The sequence below is a fragment of the Nocardiopsis nanhaiensis genome, from assembly GCF_054778635.1.
Genome location: NZ_BAAGZJ010000012.1, coordinates 55,748 through 75,468, shown reverse-complemented (window position 1 = coordinate 75,468; position 19,721 = coordinate 55,748). Strand labels below are relative to the sequence as shown.

Sequence of the window (19,721 nt, the reverse complement as noted above, 5' to 3'; positions counted from 1 at the left end):
AGACGGCCGGGAGCGGGATTCCGGCGCGGGTCAGCCCTGCGGGTAGCCCTGCTGCCGGAGCCCGAAGGTGATGGCCTGCTCCAGCGCCACCCAGGAGGCGTCCACGACGTTCGGGCCCACACCCACCGTCGTCCACTCCGTCACTCCGTCGCTCATGGAGACGAGGATCCGGGTGATGGCGTTGGTGCCGGAGGTGCCCTCCAGGATGCGGACCTTGTAGTCGGTCAGCTCCAGCCCGCCCAAGGCCGTGTAGACGTTCTCCATCGAACTCCGCAGCGCCCGGTCCAGGGCGTTGACGGGACCGTTGCCCTCGGCGGTGGCGATGACGCGCTCGCCCTTGACCCGGAGCTTCACGGTGGCCTCGGTGAGGCTCTCGTAGTCGCTGGACAGCGGGCTGGCGCCGGCGGCCGGACGGCGTTCGGTGATGACCCGCCAGGACTCGGTCTCGAAGTAGCGGACCGGCTCGCCGAGCTCCTCGCGCAACAGCAGCTCCAGGGAGGCGTCGGCCGCCTCGAAGCTGTAGCCGGACAGTTCGAGGCCCTTGACCCGCTCCACGACCCGGCCGGACAGGGCTCGGTCGCCGGACAGGTCCACACCCAGCTCCTCGGCCTTGAGCTCGATCGACGCGCGCCCGGCCATGTCGGAGACGAGCATGCGCATGCGGTTGCCGACCAGTGCGGGGTCGGTGTGCTGGTACAGGTCGGGGTCGACCTTGATCGCCGAGGCGTGCAGCCCGGCCTTGTGGGCGAAGGCGGACACCCCCACGTAGGGCTGGTGGGTGTCGGGGGCGAGGTTGACGATCTCGGCGATGGCGGTGGCCACGCGGGTCATCTCGGCCAGGCAGCCTTCGGGGAGTACCTCGCGGCCGTACTTGAGGCTGAGCGCTCCGGCCACGGAGAAGAGGTTGGCGTTGCCCACGCGCTCGCCGTAGCCGTTGGCGGTGCACTGCACGTGCGTGGCGCCGGCGTCCACGGCGGCGAGGGTGTTGGCGACCGCGCAGCCGGTGTCGTCCTGGGCGTGGATGCCGAGGCGGGCACCGGTTGCTTCCAGGACCTCGGTGACCACGCGGGTGATGTCGCTGGGGAGCATGCCGCCGTTGGTGTCGCACAGGACCACGACGTCCGCTCCGGCTCCGGCGGCGGCGCGGACGACGGACAGTGCGTACTCGGGGTTGTGGTGGTAGCCGTCGAAGAAGTGCTCGCAGTCCACGAACACGCGCTGGCCGTGCTCGACCAGGTGCGAGACGGTATCGGCGACCATGGCGAGGTTCTCGTCGAGGGTCGTGCGCAGGGCCTTTTCGACGTGTCGGTCGTCACTCTTGGCGACAAGGGTGACGACCGACGCGCCGCTGTCGCGCAGAGCGGCCACCTGCGGGTCGTCGGCGGCCTGCACACCGGCCCGGCGGGTCGCGCCGAACGCGGTGAGTCGCGCGTGTTCCAGCGTGAGCTCTTGTGAAGCCCGCTGGAAGAACTCGGTGTCCTTGGGGTTGGAGCCGGGCCAGCCCCCCTCGATGAACGCCACCCCGAAGTCGTCCAGCAGCTTCGCGATGGCCAGCTTGTCGGAGACCCGCAGGTTGATCCCCTCGCGCTGAGCTCCGTCGCGCAGCGTGGTGTCGAAGACGTGGAAAGTGTCGTCCCTCATGGGTGGAACTCCCGAAGGTGGATGCTGTGTATGGCGGTCCCGACCAATAAAAAAGACCCCTCGTGGACACGAGAGGTCAGCGCGCTGGCAGGGTCCGGATTCTTCCCTGCGTCATCGCGGGAAGTCGTCAGCCAGCGCGCCCCGAAATAATGAGTACCTGGGACAGCATGCGGCCAGTGTGCCATACGGCGGCCGGTGAGACGCAGCTCGGAGCCCAAATGTCTCACTGTCTGAGACATAAGTTTCTCAGACCGGACACTTGCGGAGCTTCCGAACAACGCGGGAGGGCCGCCCGGTCGTTACCGGACGGCCCTCGGGAAGGCGTCAGCGGTCAGCTAGAACGTGGTGATCCAGCCGTGCTTGTCGGTGCGCAGGCCGGTCTGCAGGCCCACCAGCTCCTCGCGCAGGCGCATGGTGACCGGGCCGGGCTGGCCGTCGCCGACGGTGAACTCGCCGTCGTCGCTCTTGACGTGGCCGACGGGGGTGATCACGGCCGCGGTGCCGCAGGCGAAGACCTCGGTCAGCTCGCCGGACTCGGCCGCGGTCTTCCACTCCTCGATGGAGATCGGCTCCTCCTCCGCCGGGATGCCCAGGTCCGGGGCGAGGGTCAGCAGCGACTCGCGGGTGATGCCCGGCAGCAGGGTCCCGGTCAGCGGCGGCGTGCGCAGGCGGGCGTTCTCGCCCTCGCCGAACACGAACCACAGGTTCATGCCGCCCATCTCCTCGACCCAGCGGTGCTCGCGGGCGTCGAGCCACACGACCTGGTCGCAACCCTTCTCGACCGCCTGGGCCTGGGCCAGGAAGCTCGCGGCGTAGTTGCCCGCGAACTTGGCGGCGCCGGTACCGCCCGGGGCGGCGCGGGTGAAGTCCTTGGACAGCCAGACCGTCACCGGCTGGACGCCGCCGGAGAAGTACGAGCCCACCGGCGAGGCGATGAGCATGTAGATGTAGGTGCGTGACGGGTGGTTGACCCCGAGGCCGACGTCCGTGGCGATCATGAACGGCCGCAGGTACAGGCTGAAGTACTCCTTGGACGGGACCCACTCCCCGTCGTGCTCGAGCAGGAGCTCGATCGACTTGAGGAAGAGCTCCTCGGGAAGCTCCGGCATCGCCATGCGCGCCGCGCTCTTGTTGAAGCGGGCCGCGTTGGCCTCGGGTCGGAACGAGGCGAGCGTGCCGTCCGGGTGGCGGTAGGCCTTGAGCCCCTCGAAGATCTCCTGCGCGTAGTGGAGAGCGGCCGTGGCCGGGTCCAGGGTCAGCGGGCCGTACGGCTCCAGCTGGGCGTCGTGCCAGCCCTTGCCCTCGGTGTAGCGGATGGTCACCATGTGGTCGGTGAACACCTGACCGAACCCGGGGTTCTCCAGCAGTGCCTCGCGTTCCTGCGGGGTCTTCCGCTGGCCGGAGGGCTGGATGTCGAACGTCAAGCCAGTGGTGGTGGCGTTGTTGTTCATATTGTCGGTGGTCCTCTCGGGTGCAACGGGTCGGCAGCGCCGCCGACCTGGGATCTAGTCTGTCGGATCAGCGCACCCGTCGCCAGACCGGATCCACACACAGGCAGCGGGCGCGCGGTTCAGAGCGCGCCCGCTGGCGTGTCACAGCTGGCTGTGTCGGCTGGCCGCGCTCCGGAAAGGCAGGGCCGACCGTGGTCGCGTCAGCCCTGCTCGGCTACTCGCGCGGCGAGGTCGTCGCCGATCTGGGTGGTGGACCGGACCGCGTCGTCGGCCGCACGGGTCTTCAGGTCCGCGGAGACCGCGGCCTCGACCCGGCGGGCGGCCTCGGGCGCTCCCAGGTGGTCCAGCATGGTCGCGGCGGAGAGCACGGTGGCGGTCGGGTCCGCCTTGCCCTGGCCTGCGATGTCCGGCGCGGAGCCGTGGACCGGCTCGAACATGCTGGGGAAGGTGTTGTCCGGGTTGATGTTTCCGCTGGCGGCCAGCCCGATGCCGCCGGTGATGGCGGCGCCGATGTCGGTGATGATGTCGCCGAACAGGTTGTCGGTGACGACCACGTCGAAGCGGCCGGGCTGGTTGACGAAGAACATCGCGGCGGCGTCGACGTGGCAGTAGTCCACGGAGACCTGCGGGTACTCGGCGCCGACCTCCTTGACCGCGCGCTGCCACAGGTCGCCCGCGTAGGTGAGGACGTTGTCCTTGTGCACCAGGGTCAGTTGCTGGCGGGGGCGGGCCGCGGCCTTCTCGAAGGCGTAGCGGACCACGCGCTCGACGCCGAAGCGGGTGTTCACGCTGTCCTGGGTGGCGATCTCGTGCCGGGTCCCCTTGCGGAGCACGCCGCCGGCGCCCGCGTAGGGGCCTTCGGTGCCCTCGCGCACGACCAGCATGTCGATGTCCTCGGGGCTCACGCCCGCCAGGGGGCTGTCCACGCCGGGGTACAGGCGCACGGGGCGCAGGTTGACGTAGTGGTCGAAGTCGAAGCGCAGGCGCAGGAGCAGGCCGCGCTCCAGGACCCCGCTGGGCACGGACGGGTCGCCGACCGCGCCCAGGTAGATGGCCTCCTGCTGGGCTAGCTCGGCGGCGACCGAGTCGGGCAGCGTCTCACCGGTGCGGTGCCAGAGCTTGGCACCCAGTTCGTACTCGGTGGTCTCGACGGCCAGGTCGAACTGGGAGGCCGCGACCTCCAGCACCTTGAGGCCTTCGGCGACCACCTCGGAGCCGATCCCGTCGCCGGGGATGACGGCCAGTTTCACGGTGCGCGCTGCCATACGGACTGCCTCTAACTCAGACGTGGTCCCACCGATGATTTCTCACATGGCGAGATAAGATGAACAGTAGGTGAGACAACTGTACCGGCCCCGCGGACCGGCGCCGCCGCCCCACCTCCTGCGAGCTCCGAGAGCGGGCCCTCTGACCGGATCTGGAGCTCAGGCGAATCCCGGACTCTAGTCGCGGCGGTTGATCGCGTCCTGCAGGGCGCGGGCGATCTCGTCGTCGGTGTCGGGCGTGGACGGGTACTCGATCATGTCGTACATGTGACTCTCCGGATGCACTGCGCGACGGCGGGAGCTCACGGCTCGGCCGTCGGCGTTGGACGGTGACATGCGTCCGAGGTCTCGCGGCGATCGGTGCCGGACAGGCCTCTGCGGGCGCGGAACGTGGGCGACGTTGTCCACGGGAGAAGCAGGAGCTCGTCCCGGCGGGGTCGTCTGCCGGGGTCGCCGTCGCGGATTCCTGTGGGAGTCGGCTAGGCGATGGACCGCGGTTCCGGCGGTGGGGCCGAAACCACTGGCTCCTAGGACGTCAGAATATCGGATGTCCAACTATATGACCAGTGCTTCTCACAGTGTGAGACGATTTTGCGTCGCCGCAGTTCACAGCCGACAAGCACACCCGGCGAACCATGACAAAAGGGCCGTGCCACCCGAGATGGCACGGCCCTGAAGCGAGGGGACCCGCAGGCCCCGGTTGGGGACGCTAGTCCTCCAGGTCGATCTGGCGGGTGATCTCGGCCTCGATCTCGGTGGAGATCGAGTTCAGGATGTCGTCCGGCACCGCCGAGTCCACGGTCAGGGCGATCAGGGCCTTGCCGCCCTCCTGGTCCCGGATGACCTGCATCCCGGCGATGTTGACCTCGGAGTCGCCGAGCAGCGCACCGACGATACCGACGATACCGGGGCGGTCGTCGTAGGAGAGGAACACCATGTGCTCCTCGAGGTCGATCTCCATCGTGTAGTTGTTGATCTCCACCAGCTTCTCGAACTGGCGGGGACCGGTCAGCGTCCCCGACGCCGACACCCGGGTGCCGTCGGCCAGCACACCGCGCACGGAGATCAGGTTCCGCCAGTCGCTGCTGTCGTCGCTCGTGACGAGGTTGACCTCGACACCGCGCTCCTTGGCGAGCAGCGGAGCGTTCACGAAGGTCACCGCGTCCTCGACCACGTCGGTGAACACACCCTTGAGCGCGGCCAGCTCCAGGACCTTCACGTCGTGCTGGGCGATCTCGCCGCGCACCTCGACGTCGATCCGGGCGGCGAGCGCGCCGGCGAGGGAGGTGAAGACCCGGCCGAGCTTCTCGGTGAGCGGCAGGCCCGGCTTGATCTCCTCGGCCACACCGGTGCCCTGCACGTTCACCGCGTCCGGAACGAACTCGCCCGACAGGGCCAGCTTCACCGAACGGGCGACCTGCGTACCCGCCTTCTCCTGCGCCTCGTTGGTGCTCGCACCCAGGTGCGGCGCCACGACGACGTTGTCGAGCCCGAACAGCGGGCTGTCGGTGGTGGGCTCCTTGGCGAACACGTCGATGCCCGCACCGGCCACACGGCCGTCCTTGAGCGCCCGGTAGAGGGCTTCCTCGTCGAGGATGCCGCCGCGCGCGGCGTTGATGACCCGCACCGAGGGCTTGACCTTGCTCAGCGCATCGTCGCCGATCAGGCCCAGCGTGTCCTTGTTCTTGGGCAGGTGGATGGAGATGAAGTCGCTGCGCTCGAGCAGCTCGTCCAGGGTGACCATCTCGACGCCGATCTGGGCGGCGCGGGCGGGCTGCACGAACGGGTCGTAGGCGATGACCTTCGTGCCGAAGGCCAGCAGGCGCTGGGCTACCAGGGCGCCGATCCGGCCGAGGCCGACGACGCCGACGACCTTCTCGTAGAGCTCCACACCCGTGTACTGGGACCGCTTCCACTCACCGTTGATGAGCGCGTTGTGCGCGGGAGCGGTGTTGCGGGCGCTGGCGAGGAGGAGGTTGATGGCCTGCTCGGCGGCGCTGATGATGTTGGAGGTGGGGGCGTTGACCACCAGCACGCCGGCCTTGGTGGCGGCGTCCACGTCCACGTTGTCGAGCCCCACACCCGCGCGGGCGACGACCTGGAGCCGACTGGCCGCGGCGACCGCTTCGGCGTCGACCTGGGTGGCGCTGCGGACGATGAGGGCGTCGACACCGGCCAGGGCCGGGAGCAGCTGGGACCGGTCGGCACCGTCCACATGGCGCACTTCGAAATCGTCTTCGAGAAGCGCGATTCCTGCAGGCGAGAGCTTTTCCGCGACGAGTACGACGGGTTTGGTCACAACGGTTCCTTTTCGGGTGGTGCGACCCGATCGCGCAGGTGGAGGCTGCTGCCCGGATCGGGAGTGACGGCCGGTCCAAAGTCTACTAGCGGAGTAGGGAAGCCCTTCGGGCGGAGTGCCTCCACCGGGCGAAAGAAGTCTCACCCCGGTGACAGCCGGCCGGACGCTCCCTCCCCCGCACGCCGCCGGGGCGGGGCGTGTGCCCCGCCCCGGCGGCGTGTGTACTACTGCTAAGCCTTGAGCCAGCTCATCAGGGGGCGCAGTTCGGCGCCCACCTTCTCGATCTGCTCGTTCTGCTCGGCCTCACGACGCTTCTTGAAGGTCGGCTGACCGGCGTCGAACTCGTCCATCAGCTCCTTGGCGTAGGTCCCGTCCTGGACCTCGCGCAGGATCTTGCGCATCTCCTCGCGGGTCTGCTCGGTGATGAGGCGCGGGCCGCGGGTGTAGCCGCCGTACTCGGCGTTGTCCGAGACCGACCAGTTCATCTTGGAGAGGCCGCCCTCGTACATGAGGTCGACGATCAGCTTGACCTCGTGGAGGCACTCGAAGTAGGCGATCTCCGGCTGGTAGCCCGCCTCGACGAGGGTGGCGAAACCGGCCTTGACCAGCTCCTCGGTGCCGCCGCACAGCACGGCCTGCTCACCGAACAGGTCGGTCTCGGTCTCCTCGGTGAAGGTGGTCTTGATGGCCCCGGCCTTGGTGCCGCCGATGCCCTTGGCCCAGGACAGCGCCAGGTCCCAGGCCTGTCCGCTGTCGTCCTTCTCCACCGCGACCAGGCAGGGCACGCCGCGCCCGGCCTCGTACTGGCGGCGGACCAGGTGGCCCGGGCCCTTGGGGGCGACCATGGCGACGTCGACGCCGTCGGGGGCCTTGACGAGGCCGTAGCGGATGCTGAACCCGTGGGCGAAGAACAGGGCGTTGCCCGACTCGAGGTTCGGCAGGATCTCGTTGGCGTACAGGTCCCGCTGGATGTGGTCGGGGACCAGGATCATGATGACGTCGGCCTCGCGGGTGGCCTCGGCGGGGGTGAGGACGCGCAGGCCCTCTTCCTCTGCCTTGGCCCGGCTCTTGGAGCCCTCGGCCAGACCGATCCGCACGTCCACGCCCGAGTCCCGCAGCGACAGCGCGTGCGCGTGACCCTGGCTGCCGTAACCGATCACGGCGACCTTCTTGCTCTGGATGAGCGCGAGGTCCGCGGCGTCGTCGTAGTACATCTCTGCTGCCACTTGGGGTTACTCCTTGTTTCTCACGTTCTTTGGGGCGGGGGGAGGGCCGTCCGTCCGTGCCCGGACAGCCTTTCAGCTCGAGCGGGGCTCCTGTACCGCTTTCTGATGCCGGGTCAGGCGCTGCGGTCGACCGCCCGAAGGGAGCGGTCGGTGATCGAGCGGGGCCCCCTGCCCAGGGCGACCAGCCCTGACTTCACCAGTTCCCGGATCCCGAAGGGTTCCAGGTTCTTGACCAGGGCATCGAGCTTCTCGGGGTCGCCGGTGGCCTCGATGACGACGACGTCCGGGCTGACGTCCACGACGTGTGCGCGGAAGAGCTCGGCCGTCTGAAGCACATGGGTGCGGCTCGACGCGTCGGCTTTCACCTTGACCAGGAGCAGCTCGCGCTGCACCGACGCGGTGGTGTCCATCTCCACGATCTTGACGACGTTGACCAGCTTGTTGAGCTGTTTGGTCACCTGCTCCAAGGGGTGGAGGTCGCAGTTGACCGCGATCGTCATCCGGGACAGTCCGGGGTACTCAGTGGTGCTGACACTGAGCGAGTCGATGTTGAACCCACGACGGGAGAAGAGGGCGGAGGCTCGGGCCAGGATGCCCGGGGTGTCCTCGACCAGAACGGATAGCGTGTGACGGCTCATGGTGGTTCGGCCTATCTCCTCTAGTCCTCGTGTTCCCAGTTCGGCGCCATGTCGCGCGCGTACTGGATCTGGTCGTTGCTGACACCGGGTCCGACCATGGGCCAGACCATGGCGTCGTGGTTCACGGTGAAGTCGACGACGACGGGGCGGTCGTTGATGGCCATGGCCTTCTCGATCGTCGCGTCGATGTCCTCGGGGCGCTCGCAGCGCAGGCCGACGCAGCCGTAGGCCTCGGCGAGCGTCACGAAGTCGGGGATGCGGACCTTCTCGTCCATCGGGGAGGTCTGCAGGTCCGTGTTGGAGTAACGGCCCTCGTAGAAGAGGGTCTGCCACTGGCGGACCATGCCCAGGTTGCCGTTGTTGACCACCGCGACCTTGATCGGGATGCCCTCGACGGCGCAGGTGGCGAGCTCCTGGTTGGTCATCTGGAAGCAGCCGTCGCCGTCGACCGACCACACGACGCGGTCCGGGTCGCCGACCTGGGCGCCCAGGGCCGCCGGGACGGAGAAGCCCATGGTGCCGAGCCCGCCGGAGTTGACGAAGGCGCCGGGGCGCTCGTAGTCGATGAACTGTGCGGCCCACATCTGGTGCTGGCCGACGCCGGCGACGTAGGTGGCCTCGGAGCCGACCATCTGGCCGAGGCGCTGGATGACCAACTGCGGCGACAGGCTTCCGTCGTCGGGGGCGTCGAAGCCCTTGGGGTAGTTGGCGCGGAACTGGTTGAGCCGGTTCCACCAGGCCTCGTACTCGCCCGTGCGGCCCTTCTCCTGGTCGGCCCGGACCGCCACGACCAGGTCGGCGAGGACCTCGCGGCAGTCGCCGACGATGGGCACGTCCGCGTGGCGGTTCTTGGAGATCTCGGCCGGGTCGATGTCGGCGTGGACGATCTTGGCGTCCGGGGCGAAGCTGTCCAGCCGCCCGGTGACGCGGTCGTCGAAGCGGGCGCCGAGGGCGACGACCAGGTCGGCCTTCTGGAGGGCGCCGACGGCGGCGACGTCGCCGTGCATGCCGGGCATGCCCACGTACTGCGGGTGGCTGTCGGGGAAGACCCCGCGGGCCATCAGCGTGGTGACGACGGGGACGCCGGTCAGTTCGGCGAGGACACGCAGTTCAGCGTCGGCACCGGCGCGCAGGACGCCGCCGCCGACGTAGTAGACCGGGCGCTTGGCGTCGGCGATCATCCGGGCGGCCTCGCGGACCTGCTTGCCGTGGGGTTTGGAGACCGGGCGGTAGCCGGGCAGCTCCAGGCGCTCGGGCCAGGCGAACTCGGTGGTGCCCTGGAGGGCGTCCTTGGCGATGTCCACGAGCACGGGGCCGGGGCGGCCGGTGGAGGCGATGTGGAAGGCCTCCGCGATGGTGCGGGGGATGTCGCGGACATCCTTGACGAGGAAGTTGTGCTTCGTGACCGGCATCGTGATGCCGCAGATGTCGGCTTCCTGGAACGCGTCGGTGCCGATCATCGGGGACGCGACCTGGCCGGTGATGGCGACCATCGGGACGGAGTCCATGTGGGCGTCGGCGAGGGGCGTGACGAGGTTGGTGGCTCCGGGGCCGCTGGTGGCGATGCACACTCCGGGGCGGCCGGTCGCGTAGGCGTATCCCTCGGCCGCGTGCCCTGCACCCTGCTCGTGGCGCATGAGGATGTGGCGCACCTTGGGCGAGTCGTAGAGCGGATCGTACGCGGGGAGGATGGCGCCGCCGGGAATCCCGAAGACAGTGTCAACGCCGACGTGCTCCAGCGACCTGATCAGCGATTGGGCGCCGGTCATCTGCTCGGTCATCTCAAGATCCTTCAGCGAGGGTCCAGAGCGGTACAGCGGCTCTGGGGACGGTGGTTCTGGCTCTCGGCCCGGTTTGGCAATAAAAAAACCCCCACCGCCCGGTGGCGGTTGAGGGGTGGCGCGCAGCAGAAGAAACTCAGTGGGCTGCGCGCCGACCAAGTACGAGAATCAGGAAGTTGTTCTGCACGTTGACAACATTGGCCGAAGGAGCGGTCGCCCGTCAACCAGAACTTAATAATGTCTCACTATGCGAGACGAAAATGTCAGCATGCGACTCCAGCCTCTGAAACCACGCCGCCCTGAACTGCACAGACACAGATGGGACCCCTGTTCTGTGTAACGCAGGACACAGGGCAGGGGCCCGAGGCGCAGTTCGTAAGCCGGACTTAACCGGAGGAGTCGGCGCATACCGGCCTACTCGCCGAAGAGGTCCTCCACCCGCTCGGCGCAGACCGCCCTCCGCAGCCAGGTGTCCAGTGCCGCGATGTCGGTGGTGCCGGTGATCCGCTCCCGCGCGGCCTCGGTCACCTCGATCCCCCGGGCCTCCAGAAAGCCGAGAAGTGCCTCGACTCGCCCCTCGACTCGTCCCCTCTCCCTTCCTTCCCGGAAGGGGCGGCCGATCATCTCGGTCTTGAACTCGTAGTCCTTCAGCTTCATCAGCTTCTCCAATGATCCGAGGGCCGTGGCGGACAAGGCCGCGATCACATAGTCAGAGTACAGCGAGGTGGACGAGCTATCGAGGCATTTCAAGGCCGTGAGCAGCGAGTCCAGCGCCGCTTCGTCCTCGGTCGGGTTGTTGGCCAGAGCCAGGACGGTCAGTACCGGCCGGGCCGCGGCCACCTTCGGGTCGGTGACGGGAGTGAGGGTGTCCAGGGCCAGGACCAAGGGGCGGACCTCGCCGCACCCCAGGTCGATCGGTTCGGCGAAGCGGCTTGCCAGCGCCGACGTGGGCACGAGCGCCAGGAGCACCACCGGGCATTCCAGGCGCAGCCGGGTGTTGGCCACGTACGCGGGCCATCGGTAGTACTTGCGGGGGTCCGGGCTGTTCTGGGGTTCGACGATGATCCCGAGGACCGCGACCGGCTCCTCCCCCTTCTCGTGCGGGTAGGGCGGACGCTCACAGACCACCACCGAGTCAGAGGTCAGGTGGGTCAGCGCCGTGCTGGTGGCCTCCGCGGCGTCACAGCGCACGCGGGTGTACTCCGGCAAGGACTTACCGGTCATCTCCTTGAGAAGTTCCACCACAGACGCCGGATCGTTGCGGATCAGGTCGAGGGGGAACTCGTGCTGATGCGAGGGCATGCCGGAAAACCAGCGAGCCAATCCCCGTCTTCGCAGGTGAACGGCGCTATATCCGCATTGGGCCCGGTTTGCCCACGGGGTGTCGCTAGAGGTTGACGCCGGCCTCTCCGCCGACCAGGGACTCCACGCCGTTGGCGGGCATCGGGCGGGCCACCAGGAAGCCCTGGCCGTGGTCACAGCCCATCACGCGCAGCTGCTCCAGCTGTTCCGGGCGTTCGATGCCCTCGGCGACCACCTGCACGCCCAGGTCGCGGCCGAGTTGGATGATGGTGTGCGTGAGCAGGGTGACCGTGTCGTCGCGGCCCAGGTCGGCGATGAACGACGGGTCGATCTTGATGGCGTCCACGCTGAGCTCGCGCAGGTGCGCCAGGGACGCGTACCCCATGCCGTAGTCGTCGATGGCCAGCTGCACGCCCAGGTCCCGCAGTTCGCCGAGCCGCTGCACGGCGTCGCCCTCGTCCTCGAGCAGGACCTCCTCGTCCACCTCCAGGGTCAGCACCTCCGCGGGCAGGCCGGTCTCGGCCAGCACCTGCTCCACGGTCCCCACGAACCTCGGCGACAGGATCTGCTTCACGGACAGGTTCACGGACAGGCCAATGTCCCAGTCCGAGATCCGCCACACGGCGACCTTCTCGCAGGCCTCCCGGAGGATCCACTCCCCCAAGGGCACGATCAGCCCGGACTCCTCGGCCGCGCCCAGGAAGGCGTCGGGACCCACCGTCTCGCCGTCGCGGTCCCAGCGCACCAGCGCCTCCACCGCCGTCACCTGGGACGTACCCAGGTCGACGACCGGCTGGTACTCCAGGAAGAACTCGCCGCCCGCCAGAGCCTCGCGCAGCTGGATCTGGAGCTCGAGCCGGGACACGACCATGTCGTGCATGTGCGCGGCGTAGACCTCCACGTTGCCGGCCCCGCGCGCCTTGGCCCGGCTCATCGCCACGTCGGCGTTGCGCAGAAGCTCACCGCTGTCCGTGGCGGGTTCGGCGAAGGCCACGCCCATGGAGGCCGTGAGTACGATGTCGCGGTCGGCCACCTGGAAGGGCACGGAGGCGATCACGCGGCCCAGCCGTTCGGCCAAGTCGACCACGCGTTGCGCCTTGGGCACGTCCTCGACCAGGACGGCGAACTCGTCCCCGCCCCAACGCGCCAGGGTGGCGTTCGAGTCCAGTTCCCCGCGCAGGCGGCGGGCGGCCTGTCCCAGCATGTGGTCACCGCGGACGTGGCCGGCGGAGTCGTTGACCGCGGTGAAGCCGTCCAGGTCCAGGAAGATCACGGCGACGTCCCCTGTGGGGTCGTCACTGATCGCCCGGTGCGCCAGCACGTCGCTGGCCCGCTCCTCCAGGTAGGCCCGGTTGGGCAGCCCGGTGACCCCGTCGTGGAAGGTCAGGTGCTCCACCTGGTCCTGCAGGGCGACCTGCGCGCTGATGTCGCTGGTCGTGACCAGCAGGCGGTCCGGCTCGCCCGGCTGTTCGTACAGGGAGATCGTCGAGGAGGTGTGCCGCCAGGTGCCGTCCGCGGCGCGTACCCGCAGGCGCAGGTGCACGCCCTGGCCGGAGCGTTCGCTGAACAGGTCCGTGACGGCCTTGGTACGCGCCAGGTCCTCGGGGTGGATGAGCGTGGTGACCGGGGCGGCCAGGACGTCGTCCAACCGGTACCCGAACGCCTCCGCCGTGCCCGGGCTCATGTAGAAGACACTGCCGTCGCGGTCCAGCACGAGGATGACGTCGCCGCTGTTGCGGGCGAGCTCGTTGAAGTGCCCCTCGCGGTTGCGCACCATGCGGGAGAGGGTGGCGTTCTCCTCCAGCATCCCGATGACGCGCAGCAGCAGGACCAGCACCGCGGTCCCGGCCGCCAGCGGCAGCACCGCGGCGACGCCGGGCAGGCTCAGGCCGCCGATGGTGAGCACGACCGTGGCCACGAAGACAGCGGCCACCGCGGCGATCTCCGGCGCGAACCGGTACAGGCCCCGGCCGGTGATCCGGCGCGGCGCGGCGCCCGGGCGGTGCTCCACGAGCCAAGGCAGCGCGCCCAGCAGGGCGAATCCGAGGAAGCGCACGGGCTGCTCGATGCCGCCCGCCACCGGGGGCCCGGTCAATCGGGTCACGGCGCCGATCATGTCCGAGGCGGCGATGATGATGAGCGCGCCGATCGCCAGCAGCACCGCGCGCCGCGTGCTGTGCGGCGACATGAACACCAGCGGTATGAGCAGGCACAGCACCACGATGTCGGCGACCGGGTAGACCAGCGCGAAACCGAGCAGGCCCGCGCCCTCGCCCAGCTCCTGGTAGAGCGGGGAGAACAGCAGGAGCCACACCACGGAGAAGACGGCGGCGGCGCACACGTAACTGTCGGTGATGTGCCGGGTGGCCGTACGCAGCCCGCCCGGCCACGGAGCGAACCGGGTGAACCCGATCACGAAGAGTGGCAATGCCGCCAAGGCAAAGAGGTCACCCAGGGTGAGGGAAATGCCGGATCCGCCCGTGAAGGACCGGGTGATGGCGTGTGTGAGCCCACCCGCGCACCAGGCCAGAGCGGCCAGCCCGAGGTAGCGAAGTGCGGCCGGGCCGTCGGCCCCGTCCACGTGCGCGGCCCAGTCCGCCCCGGTCCGCGCCCAGCGGCGCGAGGCGTACAGGAGGGAGGCACCGGCGGCGCCGGCGACCACGGCGGTCGGCCACTGGCCGAGCGTGTCCGCCAGTGTCGTCTCTCCCGCCGGAATCAGCGTCCCGAGGAGGTACAGCAGGAAAAGCGCGCCCACCCCGACCAACCACAGGCGTCGTGCCGTGGTTCCCATCACCGGCCTCCCAGCGGGTGCGTCGCGAACCGCGCGGCCCGTGGCCGCCGTCGCGCTCTCTGCTCGGACATGGAGCACCCACCTCGTGATTACTCGACTCAGGGACACGGCGCCGTGCCGCACCGCGGGCTACCGCCCAGGACTGTCGCGGGACTGGGGCGAGCGGTGGTGGGGCGGCACCGCATGGACCGCACGCACCCCCGTGCGTCGACACCCTACGCAACCAAGGTCACACAGCGATTGAGGACCGGCTGAGAGATGACGACGGAATCGTCACCCTGGGTGACTGTTTCGCCGGATCCCGGCCCTCCCCGGAACCGTCCCCGCTCCCCTCCCAAGCAGCGCGGACGTACTTCCGAAAAGGCTGGCGGCGCCGCAGGTCCCCCTCAGTACCCACGGCGCCGCGCCAATAATAGGGAGGCCCGTGTAAGCAGCGCGTCAGCTGCCCCGCGGGCCCGCTCGTCAGCTACTGAGCTTCTCGAGGATGAGTTCCCGGGCGCGGCCGGCGTCGGCCTGGCCGCGGGTGGCCTTCATGACGGCGCCGACCAGGGCACCGGCGGCCGCCACCTTGCCGCCGCGCACCTTGTCGGCGGCGTCGGGGTTGCTGGCGATGGCCTCGTCGACGGCGGCGCCGAGGGCGCCGTCGTCGCTGACGACCTTCAGGCCCCGGGCCTCCACGACGGCGTCGGGCTCGCCCTCCCCGGCGAGGACGCCCTCCACCACCTGGCGGGCCAGCTTGTTGGTGAGCGTGCCCTCGGTGACCAGGGCGATGATCCGCGCGACCTGGGCCGGGGTGATGGGCAGGGAGCCCAGCTCGACCTCCTGCTCGGTGGCGCGGCGGGAGAGCTCGTTCAGCCACAGCTTGCGGGCCTCGGCCGAGGGGGCGCCCTCGGTGACGGTCGCCTCGACCAGGGCGATGGCGTCGGCGTTGACCAGGTCGCGCAGCTCGGTGTCGCTGAGCTCCCACTCGGTCTTGACCCGGGCGCGCTGGGCGGCGGGCAGCTCCGGCAGGGTGGCGCGCAGCTCCTCGATCCAGTCCGCGGACGGGGCGACCGGGACGAGGTCGGGGTCCGGGAAGTAGCGGTAGTCCTGGGCCTCTTCCTTGGAGCGGCTGGAGGTGCTGCGGCCGAGGTTCTCCTGGAAGTGGCGGGTCTCCTGGACGACGCGCTCACCGGCGTCGAGGACCCCGGCCTGGCGCTCGATCTCCGAGCGCACGGCGCGCTCGACGGAGCGCAGGGAGTTCACGTTCTTGGTCTCGCTGCGGGTACCCCACTCGTCGGCGCCGCGCTCGTTGATGGAGACGTTGACGTCGCAGCGCATGGACCCCTCCTCCATGCGCACGTCGGAGATGCCCAGCGAGCGGACCAGGTCGCGCAGCTCGGCGGCGTAGGCGCGGGCGACCAGGGGCGCGAGGTCGTCGGTGCCGTCGATCGGCTTGGTGACGATCTCCAGCAGCGGGATGCCCGCGCGGTTGTAGTCGACGTTGGAGTGGCTGGCACCGTGGATCCGGCCGGTGGACCCGCCCACGTGGGAGGACTTGCCGGTGTCCTCCTCCATGTGGACGCGCTCGATCTCCACGCGGTAGTCGCGGAGGCCCTCGGGGGTGTCGACGGTGACGTCGAGGTAGCCGTCGACGCAGATCGGCTCGTCGTACTGCGAGATCTGGTAGTTCTTCGGCATGTCCGGGTAGAAGTAGTTCTTCCGGGCGAACCGGCCCCAAGGGGCGATGGAGCAGTTGAGCGCCAGACCGAGACGGATCGCGCCTTCGACCGCCTTGGCGTTCACCACCGGGAGCGATCCCGGAAAGGCGAGGCAGACCGGGCACACCTGGGTGTTGGGCTCGGCGCCGAACGCGGTGGGGCAGGAGCAGAACATCTTGGAGGCGGTACCCAGCTCGATGTGGGTCTCCAGACCGAGCACGGGCTCGTACCTGGTCAGCGCCTGCTCGTAGGCCACCGGGGTGGGACCCCCGCCGTTCTTGGCAGGGCTAGGAGTTACCGCGTGGGCCATCGCCGCAAACCCGTTTCCGTAGAGGACATACCTTCCAGGTCAGCCTACCGAGGATGGGAGGCGCGGCGACCCCGGTCCCTGTGACGCAACCGACGAATGTCACAGCCACCGCACGATTGGGCCGCTGTAGAGGTGATCTCCCGGCAACCGGGGGGTCGTGCCGTTAATCTGAATTGCCCGGTAACACTTCGTCGGCGGGTCCCGCACGCCCCGCCGTCCTCCACATGGGAGCGCCTGAGCATGTCCGGCATCCTGAGTCGGTGCGTTGCGCTGCTTTCCGCCTCCGCGCTGATCGGCACACTTGCCTCCGCTCCGGCCGCCGCCGACGACTTCTCACGCGTCGACCGCGGGCCGGTGGCGGGGAGCACCGTCGTGCTCAGCAACGGGGACGAGGCCGGCACCGCGCTCTTCAGCCTGCGTGTGTCGGACGGGGACTCGGTGCGCGCCTACGCGCTCGACACCGGCGAGGAGGTGCGCCCGAGCACCGCCTACGTGGAGTCAGCGTGGTCTGACCGTGCGGATTGGTCCGAAACCGGTGGGGTAACGGACCCGGCGGACCGGGCGAACTGGATCGTGACCAACTCCTACCCGAACCTGAACCTTCCGGATCTGGGCGCGGCCTCCGACCTGACGGACCTGGACGAGGGCACCGCCATCGCGGCCACCCAGGCGGCGCTGTGGGAGGTGCTGGACGGCGTGTCCCTGGACCCCGAGACCAACGACGGGGACGTCCTCGCGCTCTACGCGTACCTGGTGGAGGGGAGCGAGGACGCCGAGGCCGGTTCGACCGCGCCGTCCGTGGAGGTGTCGCCCGCCCAGCTGGACGCGGTGGCACCCGCGGAGCCGCTGGGGCCGCTGGCGGTGTCCAGCGCGAGCGCCGGTCCGGCCGAGGTCTCGTTGCGCGGCGCTCCCGCGTCGTGGCTGGTCAACGCGGAGGGCCAGGAGGTGTCGCAGGTCGTCGACGGCGATGAGGTCTACCTCGACGTGGACCCCTCGGTCCCGGCGGGTGTGGCCACCCTGCACGTGCGCGGCCACGAGGTCCCGCTGGCGGAGGGGCGCCTGTTCACCGGTCGCGACGGTGTGCGGACCCAGCCGCTCATCACCGCGGAGCCGGGGTCGGCGACCAGTTCCACGACCACGACCGTCACGTGGCGGGCCGACGCCCAGGAGGAGGAGCCCGACGAGGCCGCCGCCGAGCCGGCGGAGGAGGAGACCGCCCCCGAGCTCCTCGACGAGGCCCCGGCCGAACCCGTCGAGGTCGAGACCGCGAGTCCGGAAGCGGATGACCGGAACTCGGAGGAGGGGCTGGCACGTACCGGAACCTGGCTGTCCGGTCTGTTGGTCGTCGCCGGAGCCCTGGTGGTATCGGGCCTGCTCATCCTGGTTCTCGGCCGGAAACGGCGCGACTGAGAACAGCGGAGCACACCCTTAACCGGGGCACTGTTCCATAACACCTGTTCATAATGCGGCTGCTGCCTGTCGGGAATTATCCCCGCCCGTAACGGATCACATTTTTCGCGAACCGGGTTGGAAGTGGCGAATCGGGTCGCTAGTATCTAGCGGGCGGTCGGCTTTTCCACGGCGCACGCGGCCCGCTCCCGCCGAGCCCCCACCGGAAAGTTCCTGCCCCTCCCGACGGACACCGCGCCCCCTTGCCCCGAACGCGGTGCACACCGAACCGGGCGATCGCAGCAGCACCCCCTAACTTCTCTCTTCATCGGGTGCTGATCCGTGGCGACCGCATCCGCCGCTGAAGGTTCTCCTTCGACCTGGGCGGATCCCATCCGGTTACCCCTAGCAGACACCGGGACACAACTTGAGTAACTTCTCCCTCCCCCGCACCGCGGGACGCGCGGGCCTCGCGACCTCCGCCGCGGCGCTCCTCGCCCTCGGCCTCGCTGCCCCCGCCACCGCCGACGAGGTGGAGACCCGTGACGGCTCCACCGTCGGCCAGTACACCGGCAACGCCGAGACCGGCCCGCAGGTTCACATGACGGACGGTTCGGCCCCCGCGAGCCTGTTCAACCTGGACCTCAAGGGCTCCGAGGACGTCCTCACCGCGTACTGCATCGACTTCCGCACCAACATCGTGCACAACGCCTGGTACAAGGAGGACGACTGGGCCAACTACCCGGGCCAGGGCGACTTCGCCCAGCCCGGCAAGGTCCACTGGGTCCTGCAGCACGGCTACCCGGAGTTGGATGAGGCCGCCCTGGGCGCTGAGGCGGGCGTCGAAGGGCTCAGCAGCGAGGACGCCCTCTCCGGCACCCAGGCCGCCATCTGGCACTTCAGCAACGACATGGACCTCGACCCCGAGGCCAACGGCGAGGACGTCGTCGCCGTCTACGACTACCTGGTCGGGGACGCCGAGGAGCTTCCGCAGACCGACGAGCCCAAGCCCGCGCTGAACATCTCCCCGGACGAGCCCGCCTCCGGTGAGGCCGGTGACATCATCGGCGAGTTCGCCATCGAGACCAACGCCTCCGAGCCGATCGACGTCGTCTTCGACGAGGGCACCCCCGAGGGCGTCGAACTGGTGGACATCGAGTCCGGCGAGGCCGTCGACGCCGTTACGGACGGCGACACCGTCGGCTTCGGTGTTCCGACCGACGCCGACGCGGGTGAGGCCTCCTTCTCCTTGGAGACCACGTCGACCGTCGAGCAGGGCCGCCTGTTCAAGGGCAAGAAGGACCAGCCGGACACGCAGACGCTGATCACCGCCGAAGGCGGTCCGACCACCGCCACGGCCGAGGCCTCCGCGTCCTGGACCCCGGGCAAGGACGAGGAGGAGCCGCCCCCGACCGACGAGCCCTCCGAGCCGGAGGAGCCCTCTGACGAGCCCAGCGAGCCGTCCGACAAGCCGAGCGACCCGGGCGACGACAAGCCCGCGCCGCCCGAGGAGGACGAGCCCACCCTGCCGGTGACCGGTGGCGCGCTCGCCGGTCTGGTCGCGGCCGGTGTGGCCGCTCTGGGTGCCGGTGGCGGCGCCCTCTACCTGAGCCGCAAGCGCAAGGCGGCCGCCGACGACGAGTCGGACGAGTAAGGGGTTCTTCCCCGAGTCCGGCCTCCCGCCCGGCGGGTAGCGCGTGAGGGCCCGTCCCCGTGAGAGACCGCGGGGGCGGGCCCTCCGGCGTGTTCGGGGCCGGGCGCGGTGGTGCGGGTGCCCTCTGCCCCTTTTCGCCGCCTGTGGGGACCGTGGGTCCAAAGGCCCTTCTTCCTGGTCGGAAGGCTCAAGATCCGCTCGTTGAGGAGTTTTCGGCCGATCCGACTTGGAGTCGACAGCACACATCGCTAATATCGGTCAGGCACAATCACTT

At 69.4% G+C, this 19,721-nt stretch carries 12 protein-coding genes; 2 read left to right on the top strand and 10 right to left on the bottom strand.

Going from position 1 to position 19,721, the window contains the following annotated elements:
• Window positions 1–30: 30 nt before the first annotated feature.
• From cimA to gatB, 10 genes are all read right to left on the bottom strand, one after another.
• Entirely contained in the window at window positions 31–1,641 is a 1,611-nt protein-coding gene (cimA, locus tag ACYVD1_RS08210; protein WP_460769842.1) for a citramalate synthase, read from the bottom strand.
• 335 nt (window positions 1,642–1,976) lie between these two features.
• Complete coding sequence (locus ACYVD1_RS08205; RefSeq protein ID WP_460769840.1) at window positions 1,977–3,092, bottom strand: branched-chain amino acid aminotransferase; 1,116 nt, start codon at window positions 3,090–3,092, stop codon at window positions 1,977–1,979.
• A gap of 200 nt (window positions 3,093–3,292) precedes the next feature.
• Window positions 3,293–4,357 carry a 3-isopropylmalate dehydrogenase gene (locus ACYVD1_RS08200; protein WP_460769838.1) on the bottom strand — a complete coding sequence of 355 codons (1,065 nt, stop codon included), beginning with the start codon at window positions 4,355–4,357 and terminating at the stop codon, window positions 3,293–3,295.
• A 709-nt stretch (window positions 4,358–5,066) separates the two neighbouring features.
• On the bottom strand, window positions 5,067–6,656 hold the full coding sequence (gene serA, locus ACYVD1_RS08195; RefSeq protein WP_460769833.1) for a phosphoglycerate dehydrogenase: 1,590 nt from the start codon (window positions 6,654–6,656) through the stop codon (window positions 5,067–5,069).
• Between the two features lie 230 nt (window positions 6,657–6,886).
• Window positions 6,887–7,882, bottom strand: a complete 996-nt coding sequence (gene ilvC / locus ACYVD1_RS08190; protein WP_460769831.1) for a ketol-acid reductoisomerase — start codon at window positions 7,880–7,882, stop codon at window positions 6,887–6,889.
• Between the two features lie 113 nt (window positions 7,883–7,995).
• The gene (gene ilvN / locus ACYVD1_RS08185) at window positions 7,996–8,520 is read right to left on the bottom strand and encodes an acetolactate synthase small subunit (protein ID WP_460745530.1); all 525 of its coding nucleotides are present in this window, start codon (window positions 8,518–8,520) and stop codon (window positions 7,996–7,998) included.
• 20 nt (window positions 8,521–8,540) lie between these two features.
• The gene (locus ACYVD1_RS08180) at window positions 8,541–10,301 is read right to left on the bottom strand and encodes an acetolactate synthase large subunit (RefSeq protein WP_460769828.1); all 1,761 of its coding nucleotides are present in this window, start codon (window positions 10,299–10,301) and stop codon (window positions 8,541–8,543) included.
• 414 nt (window positions 10,302–10,715) lie between these two features.
• Window positions 10,716–11,603, bottom strand: a complete 888-nt coding sequence (locus ACYVD1_RS08175; protein WP_460769825.1) for a hypothetical protein — start codon at window positions 11,601–11,603, stop codon at window positions 10,716–10,718.
• An 85-nt stretch (window positions 11,604–11,688) separates the two neighbouring features.
• Complete coding sequence (locus ACYVD1_RS08170) at window positions 11,689–14,394, bottom strand: putative bifunctional diguanylate cyclase/phosphodiesterase (RefSeq protein ID WP_460769823.1); 2,706 nt, start codon at window positions 14,392–14,394, stop codon at window positions 11,689–11,691.
• Window positions 14,395–14,856: 462 nt separating this feature from the next.
• Window positions 14,857–16,350, bottom strand: coding sequence for an Asp-tRNA(Asn)/Glu-tRNA(Gln) amidotransferase subunit GatB (gene gatB / locus ACYVD1_RS08165; RefSeq protein WP_460769820.1), 1,494 nt, complete (start codon window positions 16,348–16,350; stop codon window positions 14,857–14,859).
• 294 nt (window positions 16,351–16,644) lie between these two features.
• Here gatB and ACYVD1_RS08160 point away from each other — a divergent pair, with 294 nt between their 5' ends.
• Window positions 16,645–17,814: a thioester domain-containing protein gene (locus tag ACYVD1_RS08160; RefSeq protein WP_460769816.1), complete on the top strand. Its 1,170-nt coding sequence runs from the start codon at window positions 16,645–16,647 to the stop codon at window positions 17,812–17,814.
• A gap of 406 nt (window positions 17,815–18,220) precedes the next feature.
• Entirely contained in the window at window positions 18,221–19,447 is a 1,227-nt protein-coding gene (locus ACYVD1_RS08155) for a thioester domain-containing protein (RefSeq protein WP_460769812.1), read from the top strand.
• Window positions 19,448–19,721 lie beyond the last annotated feature (274 nt).

What these genes read in the sequence shown, in the direction of transcription:
- cimA (WP_460769842.1), bottom strand. Translation starts at nt 1,641, where the DNA reads ATGAGGGACGACACTTTCCACGTCTTCGACACCACGCTGCGCGACGGA.
- ACYVD1_RS08205 (WP_460769840.1), bottom strand. Translation starts at nt 3,092, where the DNA reads ATGAACAACAACGCCACCACCACTGGCTTGACGTTCGACATCCAGCCC.
- ACYVD1_RS08200 (WP_460769838.1), bottom strand. Translation starts at nt 4,357, where the DNA reads ATGGCAGCGCGCACCGTGAAACTGGCCGTCATCCCCGGCGACGGGATC.
- ilvN (WP_460745530.1), bottom strand. Translation starts at nt 8,520, where the DNA reads ATGAGCCGTCACACGCTATCCGTTCTGGTCGAGGACACCCCGGGCATC.
- ACYVD1_RS08180 (WP_460769828.1), bottom strand. Translation starts at nt 10,301, where the DNA reads ATGACCGAGCAGATGACCGGCGCCCAATCGCTGATCAGGTCGCTGGAG.
- ACYVD1_RS08175 (WP_460769825.1), bottom strand. Translation starts at nt 11,603, where the DNA reads ATGCCCTCGCATCAGCACGAGTTCCCCCTCGACCTGATCCGCAACGAT.
- ACYVD1_RS08170 (WP_460769823.1), bottom strand. Translation starts at nt 14,394, where the DNA reads ATGGGAACCACGGCACGACGCCTGTGGTTGGTCGGGGTGGGCGCGCTT.
- ACYVD1_RS08160 (WP_460769816.1), top strand. Translation starts at nt 16,645, where the DNA reads ATGTCCGGCATCCTGAGTCGGTGCGTTGCGCTGCTTTCCGCCTCCGCG.